This window comes from Octadecabacter algicola (assembly GCF_021532625.1).
Taxonomy (GTDB): Bacteria; Pseudomonadota; Alphaproteobacteria; order Rhodobacterales; family Rhodobacteraceae; genus Octadecabacter; species Octadecabacter algicola.
In genome coordinates this window covers 1289009-1307644 of record NZ_JAKGAR010000001.1, presented here as the reverse complement: position 1 = coordinate 1307644, position 18636 = coordinate 1289009, and the positions used below count along the sequence as shown (strand labels likewise).

The following is an 18636-nucleotide window of genomic DNA, read 5'->3' as shown; positions in this document are numbered from 1 at the left end:
GCGTCGACTAGGGCAGGCGCAGCGTGGCTGTGCTTGCCTGCATCTCATCGGTGGCACGGCCAAACCGAAGATGCGCAAGCGCGCGATTTCCGCTCTGGGTGAATAGCGTGCCAACAGATTTACCATTTGATGTAATCTCGGTGCCGACAGGGGCCACCCCTTCAATCTCAACTTGAACCAGCCCTTTTTTCAGCTCGGTCTTGTGTTTCATACGTGCGGCGATCTCCTGCCCGACGTAGCAGCCTTTGCGGAAATCGATGCCATTTAGGCGCTCGAACCCAGTTTCAAGAATATATGTGTCAGGCGTCAGTTCGATCCCTGTTTCGGGGATAACGTGGGCCACGCGTAAGGAATCCCAGTTTGTATCGTCACTGATGTCTTCGGTGCCATAGGCCCGCCATCCCATGTTTGGATCACGGGGATCAATAAAGGCGCCGTCGGGGGCAGGGCCCGTGCCGCGCGACACAACTTTGGGGCTTTCTGCAATGTCGACTTTGGCGCGAAGGCGATACATTGCCAACCTTTGCGCTAAGTTGGCAGCATGGGACGAGGCCACATCCAACACCAAGGCGTCCCCATCTGCGAGCACAAAAAAGTCCGCGATGTATTTACCCTGCGGGGACAGCAACGCCGCATAAACCAAACCGTCTGATGTCTTGGCGACATCATTGGTGATCAAACCCTGTAGGAAGTCACGGCTGTCTTGTCCGGACAGACGGATGAGGCTGCGATCGTTTGTCATTGTGGTTCTCCACGTCGGAAAAGGCGTGTCAGCCAAGTCCCTTTGGTGCGTGTTGCAGGTTGAGAGGTTGGAACATGGGCTGGACGGTTTGTGCCGTCCACAACCTGTTTGCCGTCCCGAAATTGTAGTCGATACAGATCAGCATAAAGTCCACCACGCGCAAGCAATTCTGTGTGCGTGCCTTGGTCAACGACGGCACCTTTGTCGAGAACGACAATCTTATGGGCGTTCTGGATCGTCGACAGACGGTGGGCGATAACCAGCGTTGTGCGGCCCTTTGCGAGGCGGTCCAACGCCCCCTGAACGATGGATTCAGATTTCGTATCAAGCGCACTTGTGGCTTCGTCAAGAAGCAGGATCGGCGTATCTCGCAACAGCGCGCGCGCAATTGCGACGCGTTGACGCTGTCCGCCCGACAGGTTGGACCCACGTGGACCTGCGGGGCTGTCCAAGCCAGCTGGAAGTTTGTCGAGAAAATCCATGACATGGGCGTCAGACAACGTTGCCTTTAGTGCGTCATCGCTGATGTCTTCGCGGCCAAGCAGGATATTGTCGCGCAGGGTTTCATCAAACAGGGCTGCGTCCTGAGACACCGTCGAAACCATCCCGCGCAAATCCGTCAGTGCCAGCGCATCAATCGAAGATCCGTTCAATGTCACCGCGCCCGATTGCGGTTCAACGAGACGTGTTAGCACATTGAACAGCGTGCTTTTGCCAGCACCCGATGCGCCGACCAATGCCGTGGTTTGCCCGGCTTCTGCGACAAAGCTTGCTCCGTTCAAAACTGGCAAGTCGCCATAGCTAAGGGAAACATTGTCGAACGTGACTTTGGGAGCATCCGTCGGCGCGGCTTCGGGAGAGGTAGGTGACAGCAACGTTGGTTGTTCATCGAACAGATCAAGCAAACGGTCAATCGCGGCAGCTGCGGCCTGCCAGAGGCCCGCAATCTTGGCCAGCCTGCGCAGCGGATCAAACGCGATTGCCATCGCCGTAAAGAACGCCATGAATTCCCCGACGGTTTTCTCGCCGTCAATGATTTCAGAGCCGCCGTAGATGATCACTGCAAGAAACCCCAAGCCCGCCATGATGTCGACAGTACTGGACATCAGTCCTTGCCCTGCAGCGGCTTCGGTTTCCGTGCTGATACGACGGCGGATTAGGCCCTCGTAGCGTTTGGACTGGTACGTTTCCATGCTGTTCAGTTTGATCTGGGAAATCCCATGAAAGACTTCATCAAGGCGCGTCGACATATCGCCTGATACCTTGCGGGCGGCTAATGCTTTGCGGCGCACGAAGGTTTGCAGGCCAAAAGACGGCAACACAACAATCGGCATGCCGATCAACGCGATCAACATCCAACGCCAGTCAATCATCGCGGCCACAAGAAATAGACCGGTCACAGCGACAAGATCACGCGCAAGCCCTGTCAGCAAGCTGGTCCAAACGGTTCCCAAGGCCTGCACGTCGCCTTGCACCCGTTCGATTAATTGTCCTGGGGGATGGGATTGATGAAACGATGAATCCAGCCGCATCAGGTGGTTCATTAGGTCACCGCGCATCTCGGCCGCGCATTTTTCAGACACGTATTTCATGATCACACGCTGCGCCAAGGCGGTCACTGCCCGTGCTGCAAAGATCGCAAAGATCAAAAGTCCAACGATCCAAATACTGCTGCGTTCACCGCCAACGAACACGTTGTCGAACATAGGCTGCATCATATAGCTCAGAGAGCCAAACGTTGCGCCCTCGAACATCATCAAGACCGTCGCAAAGATAAGCCATCCTGCCTGCTTTTTCAGGTAGCCGTTCCACAACCAGCCAAACATGGCCTTACTGGTGCGTTCTTGGTTTGAAGGTATGTCGGTCATCTTGGTTCCGTCGCCTTGTTTCGTTCGGTTTACGCGCATTCGTTAAGGGGGGGAAGGTTTGGCACAATAACGAGCATTGACGCGGCCTGCGGTGAGGATAGTGTCGCCCTAAAGACACCTCATTTCTCACAGTTAAGGACGTATCGCATGTTTGCCAATGGTCTGCCCTATCTTGCCATTCCAGGACCTTCCGTAATGCCCGACCGTGTGATGCGCGCGATGCATCGGGCAGCGCCGAATATTTACACGGGTGAATTGCACGACATCACGCACGGTTTGATCCCTGATCTAAAAGCCGTTGCCGGGACTAGACACGATGTCGCTATTTATATCGGGAACGGGCATGGCGTCTGGGAGGCGGCTTTGTCCAACGTGATTGGCGAAGGCGATACTGTTCTTGTTCTTGCGACGGGTCGTTTTTGCGTTGGCTGGGGCGAAATGGCGGACGGGCTTGGCGCGAATGTAGAAACGATCGACTTTGGTATGAGCAACGCAGTTGATCCTGCGCAGGTCGAAGCCGCATTGAAGGCGGATAACGAAGGTAAGATCAAAGCCGTCATGACGGTTTTGGTGGATACATCCACAGGCGTTTTAAATGATATCAAAGGAATACGTGGCGCAATTGATGCGGCGGGGCATGACGCGTTGTTCATGGTGGATTGCATCGCATCCATGGGCTGTGACGAATTTCACATGGATGATTGGGGTGTCGATATTGCCGTCGCCGCAAGCCAGAAGGGCTTGATGACGCCGCCAGGAATTGGGTTCGTCTGGTTTAATGGCAAAGCCGACGCTGTGCGGGGCGACATGAAACGCGTGTCCCGCTATTGGGACTGGCGGCCGCGCACCTCCGCAGAGGAATACTATCAGTACTTTAATGGTACCGCGCCTACGCACCACATCTATGGGCTGCGCGAGGCCCTCGATATGATCAAAGAAGAAGGCCTTTCAAATGTGTGGGCCCGCCACGAAGGCTTGGCGCGTGCGATTTGGGCGGCAGCTGATGCGTGGGGGGCAGATGGCCCGCTTGAAATCAATGTCGCTGAACCGTCGCAACGGTCTCGCGCAGTGACGTCTGTAAAGTTGGGCGAAGGGCAGGGCGATGCCTTGCGGGAATGGTGCGAAAACAAGATGGGCGTGACTTTGGGGATCGGTCTAGGCCGTGCACCCGCAAGCGCGTATTTCCGATTGGGTCACATGGGCCACGTAAATGGTCACATGGTTATGGGTTTTTTGGGGACCATTGATGCGGGGCTAAAGGCGCTGGGCATTCCTCACGGCAAAGGCGCTCTCGAGGCCGCATCCGCTGTTTTGGCCGACCTAGCTGGCGCTGATACGAGCCGCGCGAATACGGATAAGCCCGTCGAGAAATGCTGCGGATAGCATAACCCAAACAATGCCTTTAATCGCGGCAAGGGTAAAAAACGCCATAAAGAGCGTCACTCCCGCCGTTACCAAAAAGGCGTTGGTGTAGTTTTCGACGCGTTGAATTGGGCGGCTCATTTTGATCCTCCGGCTAGATGGTACTTCATCTTAGCGCGGTGGGTTGGGAAATCACTTAAACCTTTTGTGTGCTGTCTTTCGCGGCGGCTAACGCCTTAGGAAGCGCCTTGGCGAACAGCTTCAGGTCCTTGTTCGGCCCACACGACACTCTGATACAGCGATCTTGGGGTGCGACGAATGGCATACGGACGAAAACGCCCTGTTCGATCAGCGACGCAAGTACAGTACGTGCGAAATCACCGTCATCGCCGCAATCGATTGCCACAAAATTGGTCGCCGACGGCACCGCCTTCAAATCATTATCCTGGGCGATTTGATAAAGCGTCTCGCGGGCTTGCGAGACCTTTGCGCGCATTTTTTCAAGCCAATCTTCGTCTTCCAAAGCGGCCAATGCACCAGCTTGGCTGACGCGGCTCATGCCAAAGTGGTTGCGCACGCGATTAAAGGCCGCGATCAGCCGTTTGGGGCCGATAGCATAACCGACCCGCGCGCCCGCCATACCGTATGCTTTTGAAAAGGTTCGCAAGCGAATGACGCGTTCATCGGCCGTGTTGATTGGCGGCGCGATCCCGTCGGGCCCGAGTTCAACATAGGCTTCATCCAGCACCAAGAGACAGCCTTCGGGGAGACTTTGGATCATCTGCTTGAGAGTTCCGGCGGTGTGCCACGTTCCCATCGGGTTGTCTGGGTTAGATAAATAAATCAGTTTTGCGCCTACCTCACGGGCCTTTGCGACCAAGTGATCGGGGTCCTCGTGATCAGCTGTGTAGTTGACGGTGTGGATCACCCCACCATAGCCCGTCACGTGATAATTGAACGTCGGATAGGCGCCAGCGCTCGTCACGACGGGCGTACCTTCGGTCACGGTGAGGCGCACAAGGCTGTCGAGCAATCCGTCAATGCCGGCCCCGACCACGATCTCGTCCACGGCAACGCCATGTTTTACGGCCAACGCATTGCGTAGATCGTGGCTTTCGGGGTCGCCATACATCCACGTCTCTTTGGCGGCCATTCGCATGGCACGGACCGCTTCAGGAGATGCCCCAAATGCGTTTTCGTTCGCACCAAGGCGGGCTTTGAAGGGAACACCCGCAGCGCGTTCCTGCGCTTCCGGTCCGACAAAGGGAACCGTCGCCGGAAGGCGAGCGGCAAGAGGGGTCAGGCGCGGGTCATTTTCTGAGGTCTTGGACATGGGGGGAGTTTGGTCCGTCTGTTCCCCTTTGAAAAGAGTTAACGCAACGACCACCTATAATTCAGGAGATTAATTATGCCTAAACTTACACGACGCGGATTTCTTGCCACATCGGGCGCAGCCCTAAGCGTACGTGGCGTTGCGCCACTCGCGCGGAGCGTTTCTGGCCGCCGCATTCTGACGCTGGTCTACGACAAATCGCTCGGCATGATGCGTGCGGTGGAACGGGTGGTTCGCTAGGAACCACCCCCCCCAGTTAGATTTCGTTGAGCTGGGCCAAAGCGGCGGACAGCTGCGCGATTTCTTCTTCGCGCAAAGCGAGGTTTGCCTTAGCTTCCTCGACCACTTCAACAGTTGCGTTTTCGGCAAACTTGGGGTTGCCCAAGCGCCCGCGCAAACCGCCAGCCTCTTTTTCAACTTTGCCCAAAGACTTGGTGATACGCGCTTTTTCTGCGTCCACGTCGATGATGTCGGCCAATGGCAGCGCAAAGGTCGCGCCCTTGGTTCCAACCATCATGGACCCCTTAGGGGCCGCACCAACAGTCAGGCTATCAACCCGCGCAAGACGTTTGATCAGGGCTTCATTGCCCGCCCAAGCGGCTTTTGCGGCGTCATCAGCTTCTGTCTGAATCAACGGCACGTAAAGGCCTGCAGGCACGTTCATCTGCGCGCGAGTTGAGCGAATGTTTTCGATGATCTGGATCACCCATGACATCTCGGCGTCGGCATTTTTGTCAATCAGATCAGCGCCATATTCGGGCCAGTCCTGATGAACGAGGAGGTTGGTGTTCCCATCCAGCGCCCATAGTTCTTCGGTGATGAACGGCATGATCGGATGCATCAGGATCAGGCACTGGTTCAAGACCCAATTCATAACCTGTTGAGTTTCCTGCTTTTCTTCGTCCGATCCGTCCATCAACAATGGCTTGGACAGCTCTACGTACCAGTCACAAACCTTGCCCCAAACGAATTTGTACAGCGTGTCGGCAGCGTCGTTGAAACGGTAAGTATCAAGCGCGGCGTTGACGTCTGCCAGTGCCGTCGCGGTCTCTCCGATGATCCATTTGTTCACGGATTGCGTGATATGGGTCGGGTATGGGTCCGATATGGGTCCGGTATGGGCGCGATCTGCCCCGAAGGCCCCGTTCATTTCGGCAAAACGGCAGGCATTCCAGAGTTTGGTTCCGAAATTTCGATACCCCGCGATGCGTTGCGTATCGAGCTTTAGCGCACCGCCAAGGGACGCCATGGCGGCGTTTGTAAAGCGCAGCGCGTCGGCACCGTATTCGTCGATGATGTCGAGCGGGTCGATGACGTTGCCCGTGGATTTCGACATCTTCTTACCCTTGGCATCGCGCACGAGGCCGTGGAGGTAGATGGTGTCGAAGGGGATGTCGTCGACGACGGCGAGCTGCATCATCATCATCCGAGCGACCCAGAAGAACAGAATGTCCTGTCCGGTGATCAGATCGGATGTTGGGAAGTATTTCGCCAGTTCCTCGGTTTGCTCGGGCCAGCCGAGGGTGCCGATGGGCCAGAGGCCGGAGGAGAACCATGTGTCGAGGACGTCGGGGTCGCGATCCAGGTGGAACCATTGCCCATGTGAATCTTTAAAGACCCTTTCTTCCATCGCAACCACTGAAGCGGGAATGATCGCTTGGACACCCATTGGAGCAAGTACACCGACATAGTATTCTTGAGCTATCGCCCGTGCTTCATCGTAAGAAGATGCGCAGAATGCAATTTTCTCTTTGGGCGCTTTTCCTTCTGAAAGCCGAGCAAGCTCCGCTGCGAGTTCTCTATCGTCTTTCAAGGAATCCAGTTTCGGCCCATACCAAACCGGAATTTGGTGACCCCACCAGAGCTGGCGGGAGATGCACCATGGTTCGATGTTTTCCAGCCAGTGGTAATATGTTTTCTCGCCAGACTCTGGCAAAATCTTAACTGTGCCATCGCGAACGGCATCGAGGGCAGGGCCGACGATTTTGTCGGTTTCAACGAACCATTGGTCCGTGAGCATGGGTTCGATGACGACCTTGGAACGGTCACCAAACGGCTGCATGATTTTCTTGTTCTCGACCATCGGGACGGTCTCGGTCACGTCGACCTTTTCGCCGTCGTCGTTCTTCACCGTGCGGGTCACGTCGTGCATGACGGCGAGGCCTTCGGCGGTGATGTCTGCGATGACTTTTTCACGAGCCTCAAACCGGTCGAGGCCGCGGTAAGCATCGGGCACAAGGTTCATTGCAGCGATCATCGCTTCGTCGAATTCCTGTTCGCCGTTGGCGATGGCTTGGGCTGTGGCTGCTTCTTCAACGTAGGGCTTCCCATCGGCGCGCATGGCACCTTTGGTGTCCATCAGGGAGTACATCGGGATGCCGCCGCGCTTGGCGACCATGTAGTCGTTGAAGTCGTGCGCACCGGTGATTTTCACCGCACCAGAACCGAATTCCATATCTGGATAGTCATCGGTGATGATCGGGATGAGACGACGGGACTCTTTCGGGCCAACCGGAATTTCACATAGTTTTCCGATGATTGGCGCGTAACGTTCATCCCTTGGGTTCACCGCAACCGCGCCGTCACCAAGCATGGTTTCAGGGCGCGTCGTCGCGATTGAGATATAGTTACGTGTTTCGCTAAGTATTACGTTTCCGTCTTCATCTTTCTCTTCGTAGGTGTAGGTCGCCCCACCCGCGAGAGGATATTTGAAGTGCCACATGTGGCCGTCGACTTCGATGTTTTCGACTTCGAGATCAGAGATCGCTGTTTCGAAATGCGGGTCCCAGTTGACCAGACGTTTGCCGCGATAGATCAGGCCTTTGTTGTACATCTCAACAAAGACTTTGATGACCGCGTCGTGGAAGTTGCCTTGCGCATCGGCAGGGGCACCGGGCGCGCCAGACATGGTGAACGCTTCGCGGGACCAATCGCAGGATGCGCCAAGACGTTTCAGCTGATTGATGATCTGACCGCCGGATTCACCCTTCCATTCCCAGACCTTTTCTAGGAATTTTTCACGCCCCAATTCGGTGCGTTTGGGTTCACCGTTTTCGGCAAGCTTACGTTCCACAACCATTTGCGTGGCGATGCCCGCGTGGTCCGTTCCCGGCTGCCAAAGGGTGTCGAACCCGCGCATCCGGTGCCAGCGCACAAGGATGTCTTGAAGCGTGTTGTTGAAGGCATGGCCCATGTGCAAAACGCCAGTGACGTTAGGCGGGGGGATCATCACACAATAAGTGTCATCACGTTTGGCATTAGCACCAGCCTTAAAGGCGTCAGCGGACAGCCAGCGGTCGGTGATACGGGCCTCGGCCTCGTGAGCGTCAAATTTCTTTTCCATGGGCATGGGGGTGTGCCTTTCATCAAGTTGGGCATGAAATAGCCAAAGGGGACGGAAAGGGAAAGCGGCAGCGGGCGGAAACCAAGAAATTTGGCACCGGTTAATGGAATATGAACAAATGTTAACGGTTTGTTAGTAGTTCCCGTTGCAGAAACAACTTGGGGATGCAGCGGGATGGGCTGCACCCCCGCAAAACAGGGTGCATGGTAATACGTATCCCTATCGACCCGTATGTAGGCACCACTTACCCAGAAATTCCGTCTACGCATGGACCCTGTTTTGCCTCCCCCATGCTCGGGGCATTAGCCCCTGATAAGTGGTTCACGTTCCCCTTCGCGAATAACGGCAGGATCATAGGGTTCACGGGCGAAGACTGTGTTCACCATGGGGGCGAAATATTCGATAGGCTTGTGCGTGTAGTCGGGGTCAAATGACGACTGATCCCAGCGTTCACAGAAGGTCGCGCAGTCCTCAAAATAGGGGTGGCCTGCGTAGGCTTGGCGTTTTTCAGGGTCTGCGCCCACATGTTCGCCGTAATACACCAGCTGGAAATCACCGTGCTTTTCGACGACCCATGTGACCTGTTCGCGCACAAATGGGCGCAGGATCGTCGCGGCGTATTCATCGTGATTGTAAGGGGCGAAGATGTCACCAATGTCGTGCAGGAGCGTGCCGACAATCCAGTCGATATCTGCGCCATCGGCCTCTGCGCGGGTAGCCGATTGCAAGGAGTGGCCAAGGCGGGTGATCTGATATCCCGACAGGCTTTCGTCCAAGCTGACCAGCGCGCTCAAGAGGCGGTCCGCGGTGCCCTTGGTGTATTCGACTTCATGTTTCGTCAGAAAAGCATAGTCTTCGGCGTCGCCGTCTTTCATTTGGGTGAACTTTACACGATCCATATGGGGCCTTTCGATACGGGATGGTGACCTGATGTCAGGGCTATCATGGCGGCGGTTTGGAAACGGCGCAATGAATATGACCCATCTGGTATTCTTAGGTGTTCTCGGTTTCGTTGATAGACAGTGATGTCGTCTTGGGAGATGCTGGACCCATGCACGAAGCCGACAATACACTTGAGACATCTGGATTGATGCTGACACCTCAAAGGGGCGCTTATGTCGCTGACTAGGTTTGTCCGATCACTATTTGGTCGGCACGGTCATAGTGAGACAGGGGGCATCCGCAAACGGGGGCCAGCCACTCATGTAATCATTCTGGATGGTACGATGTCATCGCTCGAAGATGGGTATGAGACCCACGCGGGCCAGCTTTACAAGCTATTACGTGAGGCTGGGACCGGGGCGAACCTGACAGTCTATTACGAACCTGGCATCCAATGGAAAGAATGGCGCGCGACATTGGACGTCATGCAAGGTCGCGGCATCAATAGGCAGATCAAACGGGCGTATGGTGTGTTGGCATCGCGCTACCGAGCTGGCGATACGATTGTGTTGGCGGGGTATTCACGTGGGGCCTATGCCGTGCGGTCGTTGGCGGGCGTTGTGGATATGGTCGGACTTGTGAAATCTGACTGCGCAACCGAACGAAACATTCAATTGGCCTACCGCCATTATCGCCGTGGCGGTCGCGGCGCGGCGGCCGAAGCCTTTCGCAAACGTATGTGCCATACTGACGTAGAGATCGAAGCGGTCGCTGTATGGGACACGGTCAAGGCCCTTGGGATGCGGTTGCCGATCCTATGGCGTTGGTCCGTTGTTGATCATGAATTCCACAACCATGCGCTGGGCCCCTCCGTGAAGAACGGGTTTCATGCCCTCGCCATTGATGAAACGAGAGAGGCATACACACCCGTTTTGTGGTCCTGTCCCCCGGGTTGGGAAGGGCGCGTCGAGCAACTTTGGTTCCCTGGCACACACGGTGATGTTGGCGGGCAAATTGACGGCGTGGACGCAGTCCGTCCATTAGCAAACATGTCGCTGGTTTGGATGCTGGACCGTTTGGAGGCCTGTGGATTGCCTTTGCCCGACGATTGGCTGGGTCGATTTCCGACAGATCAAACGGCACCTTCGATTGGCCGTTGGAAAGGATGGTCCAAATTGTTTTTGTCCCGCAAAGCCCGTGTCGTGGGGCGCGACCCTTCGGAACGGCTGCACCCATCCCTACTTGGTCGCAAAACACGCATACGTCGCGTGCCATTACCAAATTGAAGCCGCCATTGGCAGCTGCTGTTTTCATTGGCGCGTTTGGTTGAGCTGAGCTCATCTCGGGTGGTCGCGCGCGCTGTTAGGCTACTTTTTCAAGCCGAACCTGTGGCGTCAGCCCCAAAGCGCGGCAGATGTCGCGGCTGAGTTCCGGTTTGTTGAGCGTATAGAAATGCAGGTGTTCGACACCTTCGTTCAGCAAATCGTCGCACAGCTCGCTGGCTTGCGCCACGGCGAGGAGATCAGCCGTTTCCTGTGTATCCGCATGGGCGAATGCATCCGCGAGGACCTTTGGGATCGCAGCGCCACAGTTGGAGGCGAATTTTTGAATGCCTTTCCAGTTTTCGATCGGCAGAATGCCAGGAAGGATGGGCGCAGTAATGCCGGCATCTGCGCAAGCATCACGGAACCGCAAGAACGTGTCTGGTTCAAAGAAAAACTGAGTGATGGCGCGCGTCGCACCAGCATCAAACTTAGCCTTGAGGTGATCGATGCAGGCTTGCGGGTTTGTGGCGTCAGGGTGGGGTTCAGGGTAGGCACCCACGGTCACGTCAAACCCTTTGTCAGCAAGCGCACGGGTGAGTTCAACTGAACCAGAAAAGCCGTCTTTAGCGGGCGTGAAGCCGCCGCTGCCCTTTGGCGGGTCACCGCGCAATGCGACGATGTGGTTTACGCCAGCCGCTTTATAGCTGTCCGCGATAGACAGGGTTTCTTCGCGGGTGGCATCAACGCAGGTCAGGTGTGCGGCCACTTTGAGGTCTGTCGTTGTGCCGATTGTGTCCACGGCCTCATGGGTGAGTTTGCGGGTCGTGCCGCCAGCGCCATACGTTACCGATACGAATTCAGGCGCAAACGGTGCCAAGACCTGCACACAGTCCCACAGCCGGAACGAGGCTTGCAGAGTTTTGGGCGGGAAGAATTCGAATGAGACGGACGGGGTGGTCATGAGGTTCTCCTGAAGGTTGCGCCTTTATCTCGGATTGGTGTATGTGAAGCAAATTCATAACCTTCAATAAGATCATGAGGATCGTTGGGAAATGCACATTGAGTTCCGTCATCTGCGCACAATCAAGGCGATCCACGACACGGGCGGATTGGCACGCGCCGCCGAGACATTGGGCATTACGCAGTCAGCGTTGAGCCATCAAATTAAGGGGATTGAAGATCAGGCTGGCGTGGAATTGTTTGTGCGCCGCTCTAAGCCTTTAAAGCTGTCGGCGGCTGGATTGCGGATGTTGGCTGCGGCTGAACGGATCCTGCCAGAGGTGGCTGCTTTAGAACAGGAATTCACCGGCTTGGTGCAAGGACGGGCAGGGCGCATGCATATTGCGATCGAATGTCATGCGTGTTTTGAGTGGCTGTTTCCCGTTCTTGAAGGGTTCCGTAAGGCTTGGCCTGACGTGGATGTCGATATCCGACCGGGTTTGGCGTTTGACGCACTACCCGCGCTTCGCAAAGAAGAGGTGGATCTGGTCGTGTCATCGGACCCCGAAGACATTCCTGGTATCACGTTCCTGCCGTTGTTTGATTACGAGCCTATTTTCGTGGCGGCTACTAATCATCCTTTGGCAGCAAAAGAGTGGATCGATGCAGAAGATTTCCGAAATGAAACGTTAATTACCTATCCGGTTGAACGGGCACGGCTTGATGTGTTTTCACAGTTGTTGACCCCAGCGAAGGTCGCGCCAAAGGACCTGCGCCAAGTTGAGCTGACAGCGGTGATCCTGTTGTTGGTGGCGTCTAATCGCGGGGTAGCTGTTTTGCCCGATTGGGTGGTTCGCCAAGCCTCATACGGGTCGGATTACATCACGCGTCCGTTGACAGAAAAGGGTCTGACACGACGCCTTTATGCAGCGGTACGCGAAGAAGAGGCAGACCTACCATATGTGGCGCATCTTGTGCGAAATGCCCGCCAAGAAGCAGTGAAACTTCAACGGCCAGATACCGTTTAGACAGCATGATCGTCCAAATTCCAGTCGCCGTGGGCTAAAACCGTTCAATATCGATCTTGCTGCCCCTTGTCGGTTTAACTGCACTCCCCTATACGCCGCTTCGAATGAGTGTGTGGGCAATGCGGCCCAAGCACACCAAGGAGACCACCATGGCTTTAAGTGCAAATCTAAACGTGATGATGAAAACGGCGCGCCGCGCAGGTCGCGCGTTGCTTAAGGACTTCGGTGAGGTCGAGAATTTGCAGGTCTCTACAAAGGGGCCGGGCGACTTTGTAAGCCGCGCAGATCGCAACGCGGAATATATGATCAAAGAAGCGCTAATGGAAGCGCGCCCAACCTATGGGTTCTTGGGCGAAGAAGGCACAGAAGTCGAAGGCGAAGACCCGACGCGTCGTTGGATCGTTGACCCGCTGGACGGCACAACCAACTTTTTGCACGGGATGCCGCACTGGGCCGTTTCGATCGCGCTTGAGCACAAAGGCGAGATTGTCATCGGCGTGATTTATGACCCTGTAAAGGACGAGTTGTTCTTTGCGGAAAAAGGCTCTGGCGCATGGATGAACGAAAAGCGTATGCGCGTGTCTGGCCGCAACAAGATGATCGAGAGTGTTTTCTCAACGGGTCTGCCATTTGCTGGCCGGTCTGATTTGCCAGAAACGTTGCAGGACCTTGCACGCATTTTGCCAACCTGTGCCGGTGTGCGCCGTTGGGGCGCTGCTGCGCTTGATTTGGCCTATGTTGCAGCTGGCCGTTACGATGGGTTCTGGGAACGTCGCCTTCACCCATGGGACATGGCTGCGGGCTTGCTGATCGTGCGCGAAGCAGGTGGCATCGTTGAGCCGTTGACTGTCGGTGGTGACATCATGGGCGACAAAGCCGTGATTTGTGCCGCAGAACCAATCTTTGATCAGTTCGCGAAAGTTATCCGCAACTAAGCTCACGCATCAAAGTTCGGCGAAAAGATCGATCTGATATCCGTCAGGGTCTTTGACCGTGGCGTACCGTTGACCCCAAAAAGCATCCCAAGGTTCAACCGTTAGGGTATGACCCGCAGCCTTGAGCGCCGCAGCTGCTTTATCAACTTCGGCTGGCGTGTCACACAGCATTGCAAAACTGGAATGATTGGGCGGCACGGGCGCATGCCCCGTAAGCTGTTCCATCAAAGCGGCGGTGTCGATCATCAGGCGCACATCGCCCTGTTTGGTTATGGGTTCAACGTGCTGATCTTCCGCGCCCCATTCGGGGAATTCAAACCCCAGTAATTCGTAGAACGCGACTGTTTTGGCCATATCTGTGGTGGAAACAGCAACAGCATCTAGTCGGATCATGTCAGGCCTTTCGATCAGAGGGGTGATTAACACCGTCGTCCCATCGGATGGGTTCATGCTCTGCTGGGTTCACGCCATCGATACCGCCCATATTGACCCCATATTCGTTCGGGTTCGAGCGACGTTGGTGGTGCGTGTAAATTCCGCAGACCTTGCAAAAATGGTGTTTTGCAGTGCCGGTATTAAAGGAATAAAGCGTCAAGTTCTCGGCACCCTTTACCACTTCTAAATCGCCGACATTCACGGTGACAGCAGCGGCACCACGGCGCCGACAAAATGAACAGTCGCACCGCCGTGCAGTGTTCAGCCCATCCGCGAGCGTGACCTTGAGCTCAACCGCGCCGCAATGGCATGTCACTTTGGTCATCGGTTTCTCCTAACAAGAGGGACATTTGATGTCGGATAGTGGGTTTCGGGATGCGGTGGGTGGCCGTGGGTGCGATCCCAATACTTGGTGGCCCCGCGGCGCAACCATATCGGGATTGTAATCACCAGTCCTGCGATAAAGCCGCCAACGTGTGCCCAGTAGGCGGTGCCGCCGCCATTCAGGTCACTGCCGAGGCCATTAAACACCTGCAACGCCATCCAGACACCCAATACGATGAACGATGGCAATGAGAAGATGCGAAAGAAGATCACAAAGAAGAAGAAAATATCGACCCGCGCTTTTGGAAACAGCAGTAAATAGCCTCCCATAACGCCAGCAATCGCGCCGGATGCACCGACCATAGGAATTTGACTGCTCGTGTTGGGAAGGTACTGCAGGTAAGCGGCCGCAAGCCCACTGGCGATGTAGAACATCAAGAACGGGATATGCCCGAACTCTTCTTCCATATTGTCGCCGAAAATCCATAAAAACAGCATGTTTCCAGCGAGATGCATAAAGCCGCCATGCAAGAACATATGGGTAAACATGCCTGTGTAGCCTTCACCGGTTTCAAACAGTACGGGCCAGAATGCGTAGTCAATCAGGAACTGATTTGAGGCGCTGACATTCGTGAGTACGCCATATTGCCACGCAAAAATTACGATGTTTATCGCGATCAAGGCATAAGTGACATAAGGCGTGCGTTCGGACGGGTTGTGATCTCGAATTGGTAACATCGTGTGACCGTCCGCCAATCGCGACGGACGGTCAAGGAATTATGCGCCCATATCCGCCAGAAGCGCCGCATTACCGCCCGCTGCGGTTGTATCGACACAGATATGGCGTTCGTGCAGCACGTGTCCTGCATCCAGTGCACCCGTGATCAGCGGAACAATAGGGCCAGCGCGTTTGGCAAGTGCCTGTTCAAAGCGGCGCGCCAAGGTTGCGTCGCCGTTCCAGACCACGGCGGCGCATTCTACCTGTGTGAGGTCGGGTTCGACGTCATTGAGCAGCATTGGTATCCCGCCCAGTTCGAGAACCTGATCCGCTTGCGCCTGTCGATCAGGCCCAAGACACAGGATCGGGCCACGCGGATGCGACGACAATCGATTGGATTCACCCGTTGGGCCAGGCAGATCCATTGGCGCGGCTGGTGGTGTCGGGTGATCTACGTGTGCTGCAAAACGGGGCATATACATCGGCCCGCCCGCCTTGGGTCCCGTCCCAGAAAGTCCTTCTCCGCCAAAGGGTTGGCTGCCGACGACTGCGCCAATCTGATTGCGGTTCACGTAGATATTTCCGGCGCCAACTTGGTCCAAAACCTGTTCGACACGGTCATCAATGCGGGTGTGCAGACCAAAGGTAAGCCCGTATCCCGTGGCGTTGATATCCTCGATGACCTTGTCCAGATCGCGGGCCTTATAGGTGGCCACGTGCAGCACAGGGCCAAAGATTTCTTGTTCTAGGTCGGCGATGCCGTTCACTTTGATGATCGTTAGGGCGACAAAGGTGCCGCCAGCCGGTGCTGTTAGTGCGTGCATCACTCGGCCTTCGGTTTTTGCCAAATCAATATGGTCTTGGATCGTTTTCCGCGCGGCCTCGTCGATGACGGGGCCAACATCCGTGGATAACAACCAAGGATCGCCCATGCGCAGCTCATCCATCGCGCCTTTCAGCATGTGCAGCACTTTGTCGGCGACGTCTTCTTGGACATACAGGCAACGCAGCGCCGAACACCGCTGACCTGCGGACTGGAACGCTGATTGCAAGATATCGCGCACGGCATGTTCGGGAAGGGCGGTGGAATCGACGATCATTGCATTTAGCCCGCCCGTTTCGGCGATCAACGGTGTGCCAGGTTGGCAGTTATCAGCCATCGCCTTGCGGATTTTCAACGCGGTGGCGGTCGATCCGGTAAAGGCAACACCTCCCAGTCGCGCATCAGATGTTACTGCCGCCCCGATATCACCCCCGCCCGGCAGGAGTTGCAACACTTCGCTCGGAACGCCGGCGTCGTGCATCAACTTCACCGCGCGGTGTGCAATCAGACCGGTTTGTTCTGCGGGCTTTGCGAGGACACCATTCCCAGCCGCAAGCGCCGCCGCAATCTGTCCTGTGAAGATCGCGAGCGGGAAGTTCCACGGTGAAATGCAGGCCCAGATGCCTCGTGGCGTTGGACCTCGTTCTTCAGCTTCAGAGGCGTAATAGTGCAAGAAATCAACGGCTTCTCGTAACTCTCCGACACAGTCGAGCATGGTTTTCCCGGCTTCGCGGTGCAGTAATGCAAAGAGTTCATTTGCGTTGTCTTCATAAGATTTCGCGATTGCACGTAAAACGGTGGCGCGATCTTTGACAGGGATATTCCACGGCGTTGCCGTGCCCATTGCGAATTGTGCGTCATCAATGCTGGCCCATGTAATATGCCCGACAATGTCATCGGGTTTGGCGGGGTTACGCACGGGGTGTGGGGTAGAGGGCGACGGGTCTGAAGATGTCAAAGGCCCCGCATGCCATTGGTGGGTTTCAAAAGGTTTGCGGCCAGCTTCGATCGCATCAAGTGTTGGTTGGTGCGTGATGTCCCAACCGCGGGAATTAGCGCGTTGGGGCAGGAACAGTTGCGGCCCTTTTGGAAGATCAGGCATGTTCCCGATGTCCTCGAATGGGTCAGCTGCGACGACTTCGGGCGGGACGGTTTCATCGACGATCTGGTTGACGAAGGATGAATTTGCGCCGTTTTCCAGCAGGCGCCGCACAAGGTAGGCCAGCAGGTCTTCGTGGGCGCCGACTGGGGCATATATCCGGCAGCGGGTGTCGTTATCCTTTAGCACAATCTTATGCAGTGTTTCACCCATGCCGTGCAGACGCTGGAATTCAAAGGCATCTTTCGGTGTGTCGCGCGCCATGTGCAAGATTGCAGCAACTGTATGTGCGTTATGCGTGGCGAATTGCGGGTAAATGTGATCGGTAAGTGCGAGAAGTTTGCGCGCGTTAGATATATAGCTAACATCTGTGTGGTTTTTTGATGTGAAGACGGGAAAGCCATCTAACCCCATCACTTGGGCGCGCTTGATCTCGGCGTCCCAATAGGCGCCTTTTACCAGCCGCACCATCAGTTTGCGATCCGTGCGTTGGGCCAAGTCGGCAAGCCAATCAATCACGTGACCGGCACGTTGACCAAACGCTTGAACAACCACGCCAAACCCATCCCATCCTGCAAGGGCAGGGTCGCTTACGACGGCCTCGATCACGTCAAGTGAGAGCGAAAGGCGGTCGGCCTCCTCTGCGTCTACATTGAAACCCTGACCCGCCGATTTGGCGAGCATGGCGAGGCTGCGCAGTCGCGGGACAAGCTCGGCCATGACACGGTCGCGCTGGGCTTCTTCGTAACGCGGGTGCAGCGCCGAGAGTTTGACGGAAATCCCAGGGTTTTCAGCGACAGTGTCATAGGTGCAGGCGACGGCGATGGATGAAATCGCGCGGGAATAGGCCAGATGGTACTGTTTTGCGTCCTCATCTGTGCGCGCCGCTTCGCCAAGCATATCGTAGCTGTAGGTGAATCCTTGTGCCTCCATTCCGGCGGCCCGTTTCATTGCGGAATCAATGTCTACGCCCAAAACGAACTGCCGCCCCATTTCGCGCATGGCACGCGCTACAGCAGTACGGATGACGGGCTCACCCAATCGTTTGATTGCACGGCGCAAAGGCTGTGCCACACCACGATCATCTTCCAGCACGCGTCCGGTCAACATCAGGGCCCAAGTCGATGCGTTCACAAGGCTTGAAGCGGATTTTCCCAAGTGAGTGCCCCAATTGGATGGGGCGATCTTATCGTCAATCAACGCGTCTATCGTATCGGCGTCAGGGACTCGCAGAAGCGCCTCAGCGAGACACATCAGCGCAATGCCTTCGTCTGTAGAAAGCCCGTATTCGGCCAAGAAGACCTCCATCAAACCGGGGTCGGATGCGGCCCGAATGCGGCTAACAAGGTCAGCCCCGGCCGCTGCAATATCTGTGCGATCTTGCGGTGACAGCTTGGCCGTCTCGATAAGCGAATTAACGGCAGTCACTTCGTCTTGGAGGTAGGTCGCGTCGATCTGTTGGCGAAAGTGGTTTGCTGTACGGTGGGACATAGGGCCTCCTGCTGTCAAAATCCTTGTGTATCTTTTGCCTTTGATATCC

At 55.7% G+C, this 18636-nt stretch carries 15 protein-coding genes; 5 read left to right on the top strand and 10 right to left on the bottom strand.

Annotated features, from left to right (window positions below; all coding sequences use genetic code 11):
- Nucleotides 1–7: 7 nt before the first annotated feature.
- Nucleotides 8–742 (bottom strand): CAF17-like 4Fe-4S cluster assembly/insertion protein YgfZ, encoded by a 735-nt coding sequence (gene ygfZ, locus L0666_RS06470; RefSeq protein WP_235259481.1) that lies wholly within the window; start codon nucleotides 740–742, stop codon nucleotides 8–10.
- Entirely contained in the window at nucleotides 739–2610 is a 1872-nt protein-coding gene (locus tag L0666_RS06465; RefSeq protein ID WP_235259480.1) for an ABC transporter ATP-binding protein, read from the bottom strand. The genes ygfZ and L0666_RS06465 overlap by 4 nt, the downstream gene beginning before the upstream one ends.
- 147 nt (nucleotides 2611–2757) lie before the next feature.
- On the opposite strand from L0666_RS06465, the gene L0666_RS06460 reads away from it, so the two are divergent.
- Nucleotides 2758–3993: a pyridoxal-phosphate-dependent aminotransferase family protein gene (locus L0666_RS06460; RefSeq protein WP_235259479.1), complete on the top strand. Its 1236-nt coding sequence runs from the start codon at nucleotides 2758–2760 to the stop codon at nucleotides 3991–3993.
- A 175-nt stretch (nucleotides 3994–4168) separates the two neighbouring features.
- On the opposite strand, the gene L0666_RS06455 is transcribed toward L0666_RS06460, so the two are convergent.
- Nucleotides 4169–5305, bottom strand: a complete 1137-nt coding sequence (locus L0666_RS06455) for a pyridoxal phosphate-dependent aminotransferase (protein WP_235259478.1) — start codon at nucleotides 5303–5305, stop codon at nucleotides 4169–4171.
- A 75-nt stretch (nucleotides 5306–5380) separates the two neighbouring features.
- Here L0666_RS06455 and L0666_RS06450 point away from each other — a divergent pair, with 75 nt between their 5' ends.
- Complete coding sequence (locus L0666_RS06450) at nucleotides 5381–5545, top strand: Tat pathway signal protein (RefSeq protein ID WP_235259477.1); 165 nt, start codon at nucleotides 5381–5383, stop codon at nucleotides 5543–5545.
- 16 nt (nucleotides 5546–5561) lie between these two features.
- Here the strand turns inward: L0666_RS06450 and L0666_RS06445 are convergent, their stop codons facing one another.
- Together L0666_RS06445 and L0666_RS06440 are read right to left on the bottom strand one after the other, a co-directional pair.
- Complete coding sequence (locus L0666_RS06445) at nucleotides 5562–8654, bottom strand: valine--tRNA ligase (protein WP_235259476.1); 3093 nt, start codon at nucleotides 8652–8654, stop codon at nucleotides 5562–5564.
- Between the two features lie 296 nt (nucleotides 8655–8950).
- Entirely contained in the window at nucleotides 8951–9547 is a 597-nt protein-coding gene (locus L0666_RS06440) for an HD domain-containing protein (protein ID WP_235259475.1), read from the bottom strand.
- A gap of 216 nt (nucleotides 9548–9763) precedes the next feature.
- On the opposite strand from L0666_RS06440, the gene L0666_RS06435 reads away from it, so the two are divergent.
- A complete protein-coding gene (locus L0666_RS06435) occupies nucleotides 9764–10816 on the top strand; it encodes a DUF2235 domain-containing protein (protein ID WP_235259474.1) in 1053 nt (350 codons plus the stop codon).
- Between the two features lie 76 nt (nucleotides 10817–10892).
- On the opposite strand, the gene metF is transcribed toward L0666_RS06435, so the two are convergent.
- Nucleotides 10893–11756 carry a methylenetetrahydrofolate reductase [NAD(P)H] gene (metF, locus tag L0666_RS06430; RefSeq protein WP_235259473.1) on the bottom strand — a complete coding sequence of 288 codons (864 nt, stop codon included), beginning with the start codon at nucleotides 11754–11756 and terminating at the stop codon, nucleotides 10893–10895.
- 91 nt (nucleotides 11757–11847) lie between these two features.
- On the opposite strand from metF, the gene L0666_RS06425 reads away from it, so the two are divergent.
- Nucleotides 11848–12762, top strand: a complete 915-nt coding sequence (locus tag L0666_RS06425; RefSeq protein ID WP_235259472.1) for a LysR family transcriptional regulator — start codon at nucleotides 11848–11850, stop codon at nucleotides 12760–12762.
- Nucleotides 12763–12911: 149 nt separating this feature from the next.
- On the top strand, nucleotides 12912–13697 hold the full coding sequence (locus L0666_RS06420; protein ID WP_235259471.1) for an inositol monophosphatase family protein: 786 nt from the start codon (nucleotides 12912–12914) through the stop codon (nucleotides 13695–13697).
- A 9-nt stretch (nucleotides 13698–13706) separates the two neighbouring features.
- On the opposite strand, the gene L0666_RS06415 is transcribed toward L0666_RS06420, so the two are convergent.
- From L0666_RS06415 to putA, 4 genes are read right to left on the bottom strand one after another with little or no spacing between them, the layout of a single operon-like run.
- Nucleotides 13707–14090 (bottom strand): VOC family protein, encoded by a 384-nt coding sequence (locus L0666_RS06415; protein WP_235259470.1) that lies wholly within the window; start codon nucleotides 14088–14090, stop codon nucleotides 13707–13709.
- A gap of 1 nt (nucleotide 14091) precedes the next feature.
- Complete coding sequence (locus L0666_RS06410) at nucleotides 14092–14457, bottom strand: GFA family protein (RefSeq protein ID WP_235259469.1); 366 nt, start codon at nucleotides 14455–14457, stop codon at nucleotides 14092–14094.
- On the bottom strand, nucleotides 14454–15194 hold the full coding sequence (locus L0666_RS06405; protein WP_235259468.1) for a rhomboid family intramembrane serine protease: 741 nt from the start codon (nucleotides 15192–15194) through the stop codon (nucleotides 14454–14456). The genes L0666_RS06410 and L0666_RS06405 overlap by 4 nt, the downstream gene beginning before the upstream one ends.
- Nucleotides 15195–15233: 39 nt before the next feature.
- Complete coding sequence (gene putA, locus L0666_RS06400) at nucleotides 15234–18587, bottom strand: bifunctional proline dehydrogenase/L-glutamate gamma-semialdehyde dehydrogenase PutA (protein WP_235259467.1); 3354 nt, start codon at nucleotides 18585–18587, stop codon at nucleotides 15234–15236.
- Nucleotides 18588–18636 lie beyond the last annotated feature (49 nt).

What these genes read in the sequence shown, in the direction of transcription:
- ygfZ (WP_235259481.1), bottom strand. Translation starts at nt 742, where the DNA reads ATGACAAACGATCGCAGCCTCATCCGTCTGTCCGGACAAGACAGCCGT.
- L0666_RS06465 (WP_235259480.1), bottom strand. Translation starts at nt 2,610, where the DNA reads ATGACCGACATACCTTCAAACCAAGAACGCACCAGTAAGGCCATGTTT.
- L0666_RS06460 (WP_235259479.1), top strand. Translation starts at nt 2,758, where the DNA reads ATGTTTGCCAATGGTCTGCCCTATCTTGCCATTCCAGGACCTTCCGTA.
- L0666_RS06455 (WP_235259478.1), bottom strand. Translation starts at nt 5,305, where the DNA reads ATGTCCAAGACCTCAGAAAATGACCCGCGCCTGACCCCTCTTGCCGCT.
- L0666_RS06450 (WP_235259477.1), top strand. Translation starts at nt 5,381, where the DNA reads ATGCCTAAACTTACACGACGCGGATTTCTTGCCACATCGGGCGCAGCC.
- L0666_RS06445 (WP_235259476.1), bottom strand. Translation starts at nt 8,654, where the DNA reads ATGCCCATGGAAAAGAAATTTGACGCTCACGAGGCCGAGGCCCGTATC.
- L0666_RS06440 (WP_235259475.1), bottom strand. Translation starts at nt 9,547, where the DNA reads ATGGATCGTGTAAAGTTCACCCAAATGAAAGACGGCGACGCCGAAGAC.
- L0666_RS06435 (WP_235259474.1), top strand. Translation starts at nt 9,764, where the DNA reads ATGTCGCTGACTAGGTTTGTCCGATCACTATTTGGTCGGCACGGTCAT.
- metF (WP_235259473.1), bottom strand. Translation starts at nt 11,756, where the DNA reads ATGACCACCCCGTCCGTCTCATTCGAATTCTTCCCGCCCAAAACTCTG.
- L0666_RS06425 (WP_235259472.1), top strand. Translation starts at nt 11,848, where the DNA reads ATGCACATTGAGTTCCGTCATCTGCGCACAATCAAGGCGATCCACGAC.
- L0666_RS06420 (WP_235259471.1), top strand. Translation starts at nt 12,912, where the DNA reads ATGGCTTTAAGTGCAAATCTAAACGTGATGATGAAAACGGCGCGCCGC.
- L0666_RS06415 (WP_235259470.1), bottom strand. Translation starts at nt 14,090, where the DNA reads ATGATCCGACTAGATGCTGTTGCTGTTTCCACCACAGATATGGCCAAA.
- L0666_RS06410 (WP_235259469.1), bottom strand. Translation starts at nt 14,457, where the DNA reads ATGACCAAAGTGACATGCCATTGCGGCGCGGTTGAGCTCAAGGTCACG.
- L0666_RS06405 (WP_235259468.1), bottom strand. Translation starts at nt 15,194, where the DNA reads ATGTTACCAATTCGAGATCACAACCCGTCCGAACGCACGCCTTATGTC.
- putA (WP_235259467.1), bottom strand. Translation starts at nt 18,587, where the DNA reads ATGTCCCACCGTACAGCAAACCACTTTCGCCAACAGATCGACGCGACC.